Genomic DNA, 12,612 nt, shown 5'->3' on the forward strand with positions numbered 1-12,612 from the left:
TTCAAAAGGGGCTTACGCCCCTTCTTTCATCTTTATACACCCAAATAACGTTCTACTTCAACCTGCATATCTGCCGCTGCAACGACTGTATTGTGGCGAACAGGTGCTGTTTCCAAACCATCTACAGCTGGTGGCAAGGCTACACCTGAAATTTCATGCAGTTTAGCAAGGGCTTCAAAGTCACTCAAGCCTGTCAAACCTGTTACCGCTTCTACTGCAACAACAGGGAACTTGTACGGACTAGCTGTTGAAGCAATCACTGTCGGAGTTTGATCACCAGTTTTCTCCACATACTGTTTATAGACAGCTGAGGCAACAGCCGTATGCGGATCTTCAATATAATCAGACTCGTCATAGACACGCTTGATTTCCGCAGCTGTTTCTTCTTCTGTCGCAAAGGCGGCAGCAAAGAATGATAAGATATCCGCGTCAGCCCCTTGAATATCATACTGACCATCCGTGTTCAAGGCTTCCATCAGTTCCGCAGTCTTTACAGCATCATTTCCAAAGAGGTGGAAAATCAACCGCTCCAAGTTAGATGATACCAAGATGTCCATGGACGGACTGGTGGTCACACGGAAAGTGCGTTTCTTGTCGTAAACACCCGTCGCAAAGAAGTCGGTCAAGACATTGTTGTCATTTGAAGCACAGATGAGCTTACCAACCGGCAGGCCAATCTGCTTAGCATAGTAAGCTGCCAAGATATTGCCGAAGTTCCCTGTCGGAACAGTGAAGTTGACCTTGTCACCAGCTTCAATCTCACCAGTCTTAACCAGCTGAGCGTAGGCATAGACATAGTAGACAATCTGTGGCACCAAACGTCCGATGTTCATAGAGTTAGCAGATGAGAATTGGAGTTTCTTAGCTGCTAACTTGGCACGAAGTGCCTCATCGTTGAACATGTGCTTGACATTGGTTTGAGCATCGTCAAAGTTCCCGTCAATAGCCACCACGTGCGTATTGGCACCTGTCTGTGTGGTCATCTGCAATTCCTGCACCTTAGACACACCGTCACGAGGATAGAAGACGATAATTTGTGTACCCGGCACATCTGCAAAACCAGCCATCGCCGCTTTACCTGTATCGCCTGAAGTCGCTGTCAAGATGACGATGTCGTTTTCCAAGCCATGTTTTTTAGCAGCTGTCGTCATCAAGTAAGGCAGGATAGACAGAGCCATATCCTTGAAGGCAATGGTTGAGCCACGGAAGAGTTCTAGGTTGTATTGTCCTTTTAACTTAACAACTGGAGCAATAACTGGCGTGTCAAACTTGCTATCGTAGGCATTGTTGATGCAGTAGTCTAGCTCATCAGCTGTGAAATCGTCTAAGAAAGCAGATAAGATTAACTTTGCAACTTCTTGATAAGAAGCGTCTTTGAGAACAGAAAAATCCAAGTCAACTGCTGGAACAGAAATCGGTGTAAACAAACCTCCGTCTGTAGCTAGACCCTGTAAAATAGCCTGACTAGCTGAAACGGTATTCTTAGCATCGCGTGTTGATTGATAAACTAGTGTCATGGTATCCCTCATAATAAATCTATTTTTTATATTCTACCATAAATTGACAGAAAATTGGCAAGATATGGTAGAAAAGTCAAAGATTAATAGCTATATACAAACCTTTTACACATTTATTGATATGCTGAAAAAATATCAGCCTACCCTACGGTAGACTGACATTATTTGAAGTTTGGAGGCAATTCCAATTTCGTTGCCAAACTAGACAAGTAGACGTCTCATTGATTATCAAGAAATGATTTTCTAAACGAGGTTAGATTTATTGTTGGAATCATTCTAGTCCTAAATCTTTCTAGGCAGATTGACGAAGGTAGAACTAAAGTTCACTGAGGAAATCTAACGACGAAAGACGACGGAATAGGATTATTTCAAACGTCCTGGACGCTCCTTGTAACCATAATAAGCATCATTCATGATTTCTTCCATGTCAGCTACCATTGGCAAACGTGGGTTGGCAGGTGAGCATTGATCTTCATACGCAAGAAGTGCCAATTCATGAGTGTATTTCTTCCACTCTTTTTCATCGATACCTTGATCTTTAAAGTTCATCTTGATACCAACTTTTTCGCCCAATTCATACACTGCCTTCGCGTAAGCTTCAACAGCTTCTTCTGGAGTTGAGCAAGGCAAGCCTAGCATGCGAGCGATGTCTTGGAATTTTTCATCTGCTTTCCAGTAGTTGTACTTAGGCCATGTAGTTGTTTTAGATGGACGAGTACCATTGTAACGGATAACGTATGGCAACAAGATTGCATTTGTACGTCCATGAACTGTGTGGAAGCGACCACCAATCTTATGGGCCATAGAGTGGCTCATACCCAAGAAGGCATTTGCAAAAGCCATACCTGCCATTGTAGAAGCGTTGTGGATTTTTTCACGTGCTTCTGGATCACCAGTCAAGACAGATTTTTCAAGATATTGGAATACCAACTTAATTGTTTGAAGGGCAATACCATCAGTGTAATCATTCGCAAAGTTAGAAGTGTATGCTTCTGTTGCGTGAGTCAATACGTCCATACCAGTATCTGCTGCGATAAACGCTGGAACTGATTCTACCAATGCTGGGTCAACAATTGCAATTGTTGGTGTCAATGAATAGTCAGCAAGTGGGTATTTACGGTTGTTTTTCTTATCAGAAATAACGGCAAATGGTGTTACTTCTGAACCTGTACCAGATGTTGTAGGAATACCGATGTATTTCGCTTTTTGACCCAATGAAGGGAATTTGAAGGCACGTTTACGGATATCCATGAATTTTTGAACAAGGTCACGGAAGTCGATTTCTGGTTGCTCGTAGAAGAGCCACATTACTTTAGCAGCGTCCATTGGTGAACCACCACCGAGTGCAATAATAGTATCTGGCTGGAAGGCACGCATTACTTCAGCACCACGTTCAACAGTTGTGATATCTGGATCTGGTTCAACATCTGAGAAGACTTGAATAGTCACTTGATTTGAACGAGCATTCAATTGATCAATCACGCGTTGTACAAAACCAAGACGTTCAATTGATTTGTCTGTTACGATCATAACGCGCTCAAGGCCTTCTGCTGTTTGAAGGTATTGAATAGAGTTACGTTCGAAGTAAATTTTTGAAGGAACTTTAAACCATTGCATATTATTTCTACGTTTCCCTACTTTCTTGATGTTAAGAAGGTTGATAGCAGATACGTTATCACCAACTGAGTTACGTCCATAAGAACCACATCCAAGTGTCAATGATGGTAAGAAGGCATTGTAAACATCACCGATACCACCAAATGTTGATGGAGAGTTCCAAATGATACGCATAGCTTTCATTTCAGTACCGAAACGTTTCGCCAACTCTTCATCTTTTGTATGGATTGCAGCAGAGTGTCCAAGACCGTTGAACTCGACCATTTGACGTGCTTTTGTAAGACCATCTTCTACATCCTCAGCCTTCAAGACTGCGATAACTGGAGAAAGTTTTTCACGAGTAAGAGGTTCATTTGGTCCAACTTCAGCACATTCAGCAGCCAAGATATTTGTTCCTTCTGGAACTTTGAAGCCTGCTTGTTCCGCAATCCATGCAGCTGGTTTACCAACGATATCAGCATTCAGTTTACCTTCTGCACAGTTTTTGCTATTTGCTTTTACACCGAAGCAGTACTCTTCAAGGAGTGCTTTTTCTTTTTTGTTAACAAAGTAAGTTTTGTATGATTTAAATTCTTCAACGAATTCATCGTAAATTTCTTTGTCAATGATGACTGCTTGCTCAGAAGCACATACCATACCGTTGTCAAATGATTTAGACATTACGATATCGTGAGCAGCCTGACGGATGTCAGCTGATTTCTCGATATAAGCAGGAACGTTACCAGCACCAACACCGAGAGCTGGTTTACCACATGAATACGCTGCACGTACCATTGCGTTACCACCTGTTGCCAAGATAGTTGAGATACCATCGTGGTTCATAAGTGCATTTGTTGCAGCAATAGATGGCTCAGTAATCCATTGGATACAGTTCTCAGGAGCACCTGCTTTTACAGCAGCCTCATATACGATACGCGCTGCATGTGCAGATGATTCTTGAGCAGAAGGGTGGAAACCAAATACGATTGGGTTACGAGTTTTAAGAGCAATCAATGATTTGAAGATTGCTGTTGAAGTTGGGTTAGTTGTTGGAGTAACACCGCAGATAACACCAACTGGTTCTGCAATTTTTGTCAAACCTGTAATTGGATCGTCTTCAATGACACCAACTGTTTTCACTCCACGCATGTTGTTCACAACGTGTTCACACGCAAACAAGTTTTTTGTAGCTTTGTCTTCAAAGACACCGCGACCTGTTTCTTCAACTGCATGTGCCGCCAAGATACCGTGTGCATCTAAAGCTGCTACAGATGCTTTTGCAACGATGTAGTCAACTTGCTCCTGATTGAGTTTACGGAATTCATCAAGGGCTACTAATCCTTTTTGAACCAACTCATCAACATGTTTCTGAGCTGCCAATGCTTTTTCTTCTGGTGAGACTGTTTTTTTATCAGCCATGGGATTTCCTCCAAATATTTTTTAGTCAACAAGATTTGTTAACTTTTTCACAAATATAGTATACACCTATTTTTCCGATTTGTAAAGGATTTTGTTAAAAGATTCACAAATCATTTTTTGAATTTGTGAAACCTCTTTCAAAAACTACATAAAAATAAGGCTTTACTCCCTGATTTTGTGAAATTAAATTTAATTTTGTTTGAAATTTCACAAAGAAAATATGAATCTATCCTGATTTTGGGATCTATTTTTTGACGATTGCCTGGAATCTGTATTCATACGAAAAGTAGTTTTATTGTGAGAGATGGTTTTTAGCTTATCAAAACAGTTTTGGCGGACATACTGACTCTATATTGAAAAACGAACGATGACTAGCTGATCATTTAGCCTTAGATGACAGAGTTAACCTGTGAACAGCGATTCTAAATTCTACAGCCAAAAGGATAAACAAGATTTTAGCTGAGGAAGCAACTTGTTGCCTTCTCCATAAAAAAATCACCAATAACGGTGATTTTTCGTAGACTTCTCATCGTAGACTCATTGTCAAATATTGGAGGACACACTAGTTATACTCTATCTCTCCAAGGTGTGGCGGTTTCCTTCAGAACCTTATTTAGTTCATCAATATTTTGGAAGCCTACTGTTCGAAGCCAATCACGAGCGGCGGCTTCTCCCTTTTCAATATAGTCCTTAACACTACCTGCCCACGTAGCCCGACCACAAAGGACACCATTAAAGTTAGCACCTGCCTCTTTGGCAAAGACTAGGGTGTCTTGGAATAGTTTTGCTGATACTCCAGCACTGAGGTAAATATAAGGAAGCGGGGTTGCTTCATCTTGTTGCTTGAAGAAGGAGGCTGCTTCTGCCTGAGAATAGACAATCTCACCTGTTCCAAAACCTTCTACGAATGCCATATTGACCGGGACCTCCACCTTTAAAACATCTACTCCAAATCGCTCAGCTGAGAAGACTTTCATCGCTCCTATGACTTTATCTGGCTTCACTTTAGCATATTCTACGCTGCTTGTATCTGAAATGGTTTCATCGTAAGCTAAAATTTCCAAATAGAACGGAATATCTTCAGCTACACACTCTGATCCAATACGCTCAATATAGGCCTGTTTTTGACGGTTGACTTCCTCGTCACTAGCTACATCGTAGTAAATTAGAAATTTAATAGCATCTGCTCCTGCTTCTTTCAGACGTTTAACAGACCAATCATTCAAACAATCTGGCAAGCGTGTGGTAGTAGTCGTATCGTAACCGGTCTTTTCATAAGCCAGTAAAAGACCAGCATGCTCATGAAGAACATTTGTTGCAGGAAGACCGTATTCCGGATCTAGTAATATAGAAGACGCGTAGGGGGTTAACTCTTCTGCGACCAATACTTTCAATTCTTCCATCTGAGCGACTGTCGGCTCGTCTGACTGGTGCTGCGCCATCAACCGCTTCAAGGCCCCTCGTTGGTCAAAGGCCAGGGCTGAGATAATCCCATTTTCATCACTCAACCTGTCCATGTACTGACGTTTTTGTGCTGTTAATGCCATGTTTTCCTCCGTAGCTTATAGTTCTAAAGCTTGTTTCATTAAACCTTCTAACTCTGATGGTGTTTCTGCCGCTTTAAACGCTGTCTTGAACTCTTCTCTCATCAACAACCTTGCTATCTGAGATAATAATTTCAAATGAGTTGTTCCAGATTCATCCTCTGGAATAAAGAGAGCAAGGATGTAGCGAATCAACTCACCATCCATAGAATGCCATTCTATCCCTTGCTCTAATTTTAAAATAGCTACTCCTGGACGCAGGATAGCAGAACACTTGGCATGTGGAATTGCGAAACCATCCATCATTCCTGTTGTTCCTTCAGACTCTCGTTGTTTCAAGGCTGCAAAAACAGCTTCGCTATTTGTTGCATAACCTAAATGGACTATCAATTCAGAAAGGTGTTGAAATACCGCGTCCTGAGATGTAAATACTTGTCCGACTTCGATTAAAGATTGATGAATCATGATGAACCCCTATGCCTTTTCTGTTTTCATTTTTTGGATATAGCCCATCAGTACTCCTGACACAACTGCACCAATAGCGATAGCCAATACCCACATAACAGCATGTGTCACAACTGGTAGAACTAAGAATCCTCCATGTGGGGCAGGTACCTGAACATTCCACAAGTAGGTCAAGATAGCCCCGATAGAAGAACCTAACATGAGGGTTGGAATGTTACGCAGTGGGTCTTTTGCCGCAAATGGAATGGCTCCCTCTGTAATATGAGTGGAACCCAAAATCAGATTCGCTAGGCCGGCATTTCTATCGTCATCACTATAGTATTTTCTAAAGACTGTAGTAGCTACAAACGTAGTCAACGGTGGGACGATACAAGCTGCAGATACACCAGCCATAAATGTTGTATTTCCTTGAGACAAGAGAGCAGTTCCTGTCACATAAGCTGCCTTATTAACAGGTCCACCCATATCAAAGGCACACATACAACCAACAATCGCTCCCAGTACAAATGGATTTGCATGTTCAAATGCGCCCAACCAAGCCATCATGCTTTCATTAATCCAGGCCATTGGGGAATTAACGAGAGCCATGACCAAACCTGTAAAGAACACACCAAAAACTGGATAGAGGAAAATAGCCTTTAAGCCATCTAATGATTTAGGAAGGCCTTCAAATACTTTCATAAGAGCAAGTACAATATAACCTGCTACAAAACCACCTACAATCCCACCGAGGAAGCCAGAACCACCATTTGATGCCATCAATCCTGCTACCAATCCTGCTACAAAACCTGGACGTTTGGCAATTGACTCAGCAATAAATGCTGCTAAAATTGGTGTCATCATGCCCATTGCCACTCCACCAATATCATTTTTCAAGAGGGCGGCAAACCAATTGTACTGTTCACTCTCCGGATCAAAGGAATAAATTCCGAATAGGAAAGAAATCGCAATCAGGACACCACCTGCTACAACAAAAGGAAGCATATGGGAGACACCATTCATCAAATGTTTGTAAATTTGACGACCGATACTTTCTGAACTCTCAGTATCGCTAGTTGTTTGAGAAGCTTCTATGTGACCACCTTTTATGTGACCCTTCCCAGCCAGAGCATCCTCAATCAATTGGTCTGCTTTTTTTATCCCATCTGCGACTGATACTTCTATCACACGTTTTCCAGCAAAACGTTCTGCATGAACATCTTTATCTGCGGCGATAATCACCGCATCAGCTGCTGCAATTTCCGCTGCAGTTAATCCATTCTCTACTCCAATTTGTCCATGTGTTTCTACTTTTATAGTCACACCTTTTTCTCTAGCAGCCCTTTCTAAAGCTTCCTGCGCCATGAATGTATGAGCAATTCCTGTTGGACAGCCCGTTGCTGCAATCAGTTTATATTGAGTCATAATAAACCTCCATTTATTATAATTTGTTTCTGTAATTGATCGACATCACTAAAATCTGTAATTCCACTACGGAAAGCTGTTGATGCGCCAGCTGCGACACTTTTTACTAAGGCGTTTTCTATTTTTTCACCATTCAGTAAACCAACAAGAAATGTCCCTAACAAGGTATCTCCTGCACAGGCTGTATTAACAACCGTTCCCTTAGGCGAGGGGCATCGATAAACTGATAAATCATTTCCAATAAAGACAGCTCCGTCTCCTCCTAAGGACAACAACACTTGTTGAGCCCCTCTGCGAATTAAGTCTTTGGCATAATCAATAGCCTCATCGATACTAACTGAATCACATCCAAACCATTTTGCAATCTCTTCCTCATTGGGTTTCAATAGGTAGGGATGATAGGGAAGACAGTCCAATATAGCAGAGTCACTCACATCATAGACAAGATGTAGTTTATTTTTATGAGCAATTTGTGCAATTTTTACTAGTATACTTGGCTCTACTCCGCGGGGAAGGCTCCCCGATACAATCAAATAATCACCTGAGTGTAAATGACTAATTTTTTCTAACAGCTGTTCTTGGGCAGCTTGTCCAACTATCGGTCCTTTATTAACCTGTTTGAACTCTTCACCTGTAGCATTTACCTTTGTAAAAACATTGATTCGTGTAAATCCATTTACTTCTACAAAATCTGTCGCAATCATCTCAGAAGCCAAGGTATCTGCAATGAATTTTCCTGTAAACCCTGCTGCGAATCCTAATGCTGTTGTGTCGATTCCTAATCGTTTCATAATCAAGGAAACATTGACGCCTTTTCCATTTGCTTGAATATCATCTGATATCGTTCGGTTTACTTTTCCATCTTCCAGAGAATCTGTTTCAATAAAAAGGTCAATTGCTAAATTCATCGTACAAGTATAAACATCTGGCATAGCTTCCCTCCTATTGAGTTTTCCATTTTTATTTTGTATACTTATCATAACACTTCTATTTTGGATACGTTTTCTATTTTTATAACAATTTAGAAAAACTTTTCAGAGGTAAATATGGCACAACAAAAATTAACAGAAACAGAAGAGTTTGTTTGGCAGTATATTACACATAATTTTAGCGAGATTTCTAAATTAACTATTTCAGAATTGAGCGAATTAGCCAGTGTCTCCAATGCAACAATCACCAGAACCCTACAGAAAAAGGGCTACTCTGGTTTTACTGAATTTAAACATGATGTACGCTTCAATAAGCAAAATAATTTAAGCGTCTTAGAAGATGATCAATTAACAAGAGATACAAAACGCTCTATATTAAAAAGTTATCAAGAAGTTACTAGAACGTTAAATATGTTAGATGTCTCTACTATTGGAGATGTGGTAGAATGTCTGACGCATGCAAAACGGGTCATTATTTTTGCGCGTGGTTTCTCCGAACTCTTAGCTAATGAAATGATGATCAAACTGCAACTTCTAGATAAGAGGTGTGAGCTATACACTGACCCAAATATTATTCGTCTCATTAGCCAAAGACTATCTATTGACGATGCTGTCCTATTTATCTCATTAAACGGTGAAACTGTTGAACTCATTGAGGCAGCCAAAAACTGCCTTGTGAAATCAGTGCCTACCATCCTTATCTCAGCCAATCAAAGTGGAACTCTCTCACAATACACAGAGCATAAATTGTTTGGTTTTAAATCGGAATTATCCTATTTTCCAGATTTTGAGGTACACTCAAGACTTCCCTTATCCGTCATTGCCCGGCTACTACTAGACATTTATGCTGCTAGTCTGTCTACCAAATGACAAATTCTAGATGATATAAAAAAGAAAAGGCTTTGTTGGCCTTTTCTTTTCATTTTAACTGATGATTGATTGGTAAACACTTGCAAAATCTGTTTTGAGAGTTTCCAAACTTGTTTCGACTTGACTGCGAGTTTGGTTATTTTTTACTACGACTTGTCCAGACTCAATTTCGCTTCCACCCAACGTAATCAGGACTTTTGCTCCAAATACGTCCGCTGACTTAAACTGGGCCTTGAGCTTGCGGTCAAGATAGTCCCGCTCTGCTCGGAAGCCTTGTTTGCGTAAGGCTTGCACTAACTCTAGCGCTCCGCCATTGGCCTCCTGACCCAAAACAGCGATGTAAACATCTAACTGAGTATCAAGAGGAAGCTCGATTCCTTGTTTTTCAAGGACGAGAATCAGACGTTCAATTCCCATACCAAAGCCAAATGCGGCAGTTTCTGGTCCACCGAAGTAGGAGACCAGACCGTCGTAGCGACCGCCTGCACAGATAGTCAGGTCGTTGCCTCCCACTTCTGTCATAAACTCAAAAATGGTGTGGTTGTAGTAGTCCAAACCACGCACCATGTTGGTATCAATCTGGTATGCAATACCTAAACTATCTAGCATTGACTTAACTGCTTCAAAGTGGGCGGTGCTTTCTTCATCCAAGTAATCCAAGATAGACGGTGCGTTTTCTACTGCAAGCTTGTCTTCTTTTTCTTTTGAGTCCAAAACGCGCAAGGGGTTTTCTTCCAAGCGGCGCTGGCTATCCTTAGACAGCTGATCCTTGAGCGGTGTCAGGTAGTCAATCAAGGCCTGACGATAGGCTGCACGACTCTCTGGATTACCCAAACTATTTAGATGAAGGCGGATGTCCTTGATACCCAATTCTTCAAAAAAGTGATAGGCCATGGCAATGGTTTCCACATCTGTCGCTGGGTTACTGGAGCCAAAGCACTCCACACCAATCTGGTGGAACTGGCGCAGACGACCTGCCTGCGGACGCTCATAGCGGAACATAGGGCCCATATAGTAAAACTTAGCTGGTTTTTGTACTTCTGGGGCAAAGAGCTTGTTTTCTACGTAAGAACGAACAACAGGCGCCGTCCCTTCTGGACGTAGAGTAATATGGCGCTCACCTTTGTCGTAGAAATCGTACATTTCCTTGGTCACGATGTCCGTGGTATCACCAACCGAACGGCTAATCACCTCGTAATGCTCGAAAATCGGTGTGCGAATCTCGGCGTAATTGTACTGGTTAAAAATACTACGGGCGAAGTTTTCCACGTATTGCCACTTGGCCGTGTCCTGCGGTAGTAAATCCTGTGTTCCTTTTGGTTTTTGAAGTTTCATAATGAAGTGTATAAAGTCAACTTCTATTACTGGAAGTTGCTCTCATTCCTTTCCAAATTAAGTCATAGCAGGTCCAACTCTCCCCGTCGAGCCTTGCAATCTTCCTTATTTTACCATAAAAGCTCTACCATTTTCACAAAAAAAGAAAAAAAATCTGTCAAGTAACTTTACTTTACAAAAAACTTTTGTTATACTGTTAAAGTTGACGAAAGTCATACGATAAATTTTTGATTTAAAAGGGGCTTGGCCCTGACATTTAATGGAGGAAGAAAGAAATGGCAGTACCTGCACGTCGCACTTCAAAAGCGAAGAAAAACAAACGTCGTACTCACTATAAAGTAGCAGCTCCAACTGTGAAATTTGATGAAACTACTGGAGATTACTCACGTTCTCACCGTGTATCTTTGAAAGGATACTACAAAGGACGTAAAATCGCTAAGGCTGCTTCAGCTGAATAATAGAAGGGAGATACCATGCGCGTAAATATTACACTTGAACACAAAGAATCTGGTGAGCGTTTGTACCTTACTTCAAAAAACAAACGTAACACTCCAGACCGTCTTCAATTGAAAAAATACTCACCAAAATTGCGTAAACACGTTATTTTTACTGAGGTTAAGTAAGGGGTTCACTACACGTCATTAGACGTCAAAACATTGATTTTAAGCGATTTTTGAATTTTTGAAGTTCATTACATTGCAATATAAATCAATAAGAACTCTACCTTTTACTCTACCTTTTTTAGATGAATATATCATTTGGATATTGAAGTTAAGCCCTGTTATCATTTGGATGGCAGGGCTTTTTTATATTTGGTACACTAACTTCTTATCTATATTTTGGTGGAGCTGAAGTTGACATCTACAAAGTTTAATGTTATAATTCATTCAAAAATATATTTGAATGAGGTGTTTTATGATTCAAAATGTTGTTACTTCAATAATCCTTTATTCTGGGACAGCCGTAGACTTACTTATTATCCTAATGTTATTTTTTGCCAAAAGAAAAAGCAGAAAAGACATCATTAACATCTATTTAGGACAATTTCTAGGCTCTGTTAGTCTAATATTGCTAAGTTTGCTTTTTGCATTTGTCTTAGATTATATTCCTAGTAAAGAGATTTTAGGTTTGCTCGGTTTGATTCCAATTTTCCTAGGCCTCAAAGTTTTGCTTTTAGGAGATTCTGATGGAGAAGCTATTGCCAAAGAAGGTTTGAGCAAAGATAATAAAAATCTGATTTTTCTAGTCGCTATGATTACTTTTGCAAGTTGTGGCGCTGACAATATTGGTGTCTTTGTCCCATATTTTACCACCTTAAATTTAGCGAATTTGATAGTGACTTTACTTACTTTTCTAGTCATGATTTATCTCTTGGTTTTTTCTGCCCAAAAATTGGCACAAGTCCCTTCTGTTGGAGAAACTTTGGAAAAATATAGCAGATGGTTTATTGCCGTCGTTTATTTAGGATTGGGGATATATATCCTGATTGAAAACAACAGTTTTGACATGCTATGGGCTGTATTAGGCTAGGAG

General features: G+C 40.6%; 11 protein-coding genes and 1 pseudogene. 4 read left to right on the forward strand and 8 right to left on the reverse strand.

Annotation, left to right across the window (positions count from 1 at the left end; all coding sequences use genetic code 11):
- Positions 1-32: 32 nt before the first annotated feature.
- From thrC to pfkB, 6 genes are all read right to left on the reverse strand, one after another.
- Positions 33-1,517, reverse strand: coding sequence for a threonine synthase (gene thrC, locus AC4CS8_RS08575; protein WP_493892792.1), 1,485 nt, complete (start codon positions 1,515-1,517; stop codon positions 33-35).
- Between the two features lie 363 nt (positions 1,518-1,880).
- Positions 1,881-4,532, reverse strand: coding sequence for a bifunctional acetaldehyde-CoA/alcohol dehydrogenase (gene adhE / locus AC4CS8_RS08580; protein ID WP_493892793.1), 2,652 nt, complete (start codon positions 4,530-4,532; stop codon positions 1,881-1,883).
- A 566-nt stretch (positions 4,533-5,098) separates the two neighbouring features.
- Complete coding sequence (gene lacD, locus AC4CS8_RS08585) at positions 5,099-6,079, reverse strand: tagatose-bisphosphate aldolase (protein ID WP_493892794.1); 981 nt, start codon at positions 6,077-6,079, stop codon at positions 5,099-5,101.
- A 15-nt stretch (positions 6,080-6,094) separates the two neighbouring features.
- Positions 6,095-6,541, reverse strand: a complete 447-nt coding sequence (locus AC4CS8_RS08590; RefSeq protein WP_493892795.1) for a fructose PTS transporter subunit IIA — start codon at positions 6,539-6,541, stop codon at positions 6,095-6,097.
- Positions 6,542-6,550: 9 nt separating this feature from the next.
- Positions 6,551-7,945, reverse strand: a complete 1,395-nt coding sequence (locus AC4CS8_RS08595; RefSeq protein ID WP_493892796.1) for a PTS fructose transporter subunit IIC — start codon at positions 7,943-7,945, stop codon at positions 6,551-6,553.
- On the reverse strand, positions 7,942-8,877 hold the full coding sequence (gene pfkB / locus AC4CS8_RS08600) for a 1-phosphofructokinase (RefSeq protein WP_493892797.1): 936 nt from the start codon (positions 8,875-8,877) through the stop codon (positions 7,942-7,944). Before pfkB ends, AC4CS8_RS08595 begins: the two co-directional genes overlap by 4 nt.
- Positions 8,878-8,991: 114 nt before the next feature.
- On the opposite strand from pfkB, the gene AC4CS8_RS08605 reads away from it, so the two are divergent.
- Entirely contained in the window at positions 8,992-9,744 is a 753-nt protein-coding gene (locus AC4CS8_RS08605; RefSeq protein WP_493892798.1) for a MurR/RpiR family transcriptional regulator, read from the forward strand.
- Between the two features lie 54 nt (positions 9,745-9,798).
- Here AC4CS8_RS08605 and hisS read toward each other — a convergent pair whose 3' ends face one another.
- The gene (gene hisS / locus AC4CS8_RS08610; protein WP_493892799.1) at positions 9,799-11,079 is read right to left on the reverse strand and encodes a histidine--tRNA ligase; all 1,281 of its coding nucleotides are present in this window, start codon (positions 11,077-11,079) and stop codon (positions 9,799-9,801) included.
- Between the two features lie 275 nt (positions 11,080-11,354).
- Between hisS and rpmF the strand changes: the two genes are divergently transcribed.
- Both rpmF and rpmG read left to right on the forward strand, forming a co-directional pair.
- Positions 11,355-11,537, forward strand: a complete 183-nt coding sequence (rpmF, locus tag AC4CS8_RS08615) for a 50S ribosomal protein L32 (protein ID WP_002937589.1) — start codon at positions 11,355-11,357, stop codon at positions 11,535-11,537.
- 15 nt (positions 11,538-11,552) lie between these two features.
- Positions 11,553-11,702, forward strand: coding sequence for a 50S ribosomal protein L33 (gene rpmG / locus AC4CS8_RS08620; RefSeq protein ID WP_002262412.1), 150 nt, complete (start codon positions 11,553-11,555; stop codon positions 11,700-11,702).
- A 39-nt stretch (positions 11,703-11,741) separates the two neighbouring features.
- Here rpmG and AC4CS8_RS08625 read toward each other — a convergent pair.
- Positions 11,742-11,966, reverse strand: a pseudogene (locus tag AC4CS8_RS08625) (FanG protein).
- A 28-nt stretch (positions 11,967-11,994) separates the two neighbouring features.
- On the opposite strand from AC4CS8_RS08625, the gene AC4CS8_RS08630 reads away from it, so the two are divergent.
- Entirely contained in the window at positions 11,995-12,609 is a 615-nt protein-coding gene (locus AC4CS8_RS08630; RefSeq protein ID WP_493892800.1) for a CadD family cadmium resistance transporter, read from the forward strand.
- Positions 12,610-12,612 lie beyond the last annotated feature (3 nt).

The sequence above is a fragment of the Streptococcus sp. NSSLK0004 genome (genome assembly GCF_059039125.1).

What these genes read in the sequence shown, in the direction of transcription:
- rpmF (WP_002937589.1), top strand. Translation starts at nt 11,355, where the DNA reads ATGGCAGTACCTGCACGTCGCACTTCAAAAGCGAAGAAAAACAAACGT.
- AC4CS8_RS08630 (WP_493892800.1), top strand. Translation starts at nt 11,995, where the DNA reads ATGATTCAAAATGTTGTTACTTCAATAATCCTTTATTCTGGGACAGCC.
- AC4CS8_RS08595 (WP_493892796.1), bottom strand. Translation starts at nt 7,945, where the DNA reads ATGACTCAATATAAACTGATTGCAGCAACGGGCTGTCCAACAGGAATT.
- pfkB (WP_493892797.1), bottom strand. Translation starts at nt 8,877, where the DNA reads ATGCCAGATGTTTATACTTGTACGATGAATTTAGCAATTGACCTTTTT.
- rpmG (WP_002262412.1), top strand. Translation starts at nt 11,553, where the DNA reads ATGCGCGTAAATATTACACTTGAACACAAAGAATCTGGTGAGCGTTTG.
- AC4CS8_RS08605 (WP_493892798.1), top strand. Translation starts at nt 8,992, where the DNA reads ATGGCACAACAAAAATTAACAGAAACAGAAGAGTTTGTTTGGCAGTAT.
- lacD (WP_493892794.1), bottom strand. Translation starts at nt 6,079, where the DNA reads ATGGCATTAACAGCACAAAAACGTCAGTACATGGACAGGTTGAGTGAT.
- adhE (WP_493892793.1), bottom strand. Translation starts at nt 4,532, where the DNA reads ATGGCTGATAAAAAAACAGTCTCACCAGAAGAAAAAGCATTGGCAGCT.
- AC4CS8_RS08590 (WP_493892795.1), bottom strand. Translation starts at nt 6,541, where the DNA reads ATGATTCATCAATCTTTAATCGAAGTCGGACAAGTATTTACATCTCAG.
- hisS (WP_493892799.1), bottom strand. Translation starts at nt 11,079, where the DNA reads ATGAAACTTCAAAAACCAAAAGGAACACAGGATTTACTACCGCAGGAC.
- thrC (WP_493892792.1), bottom strand. Translation starts at nt 1,517, where the DNA reads ATGACACTAGTTTATCAATCAACACGCGATGCTAAGAATACCGTTTCA.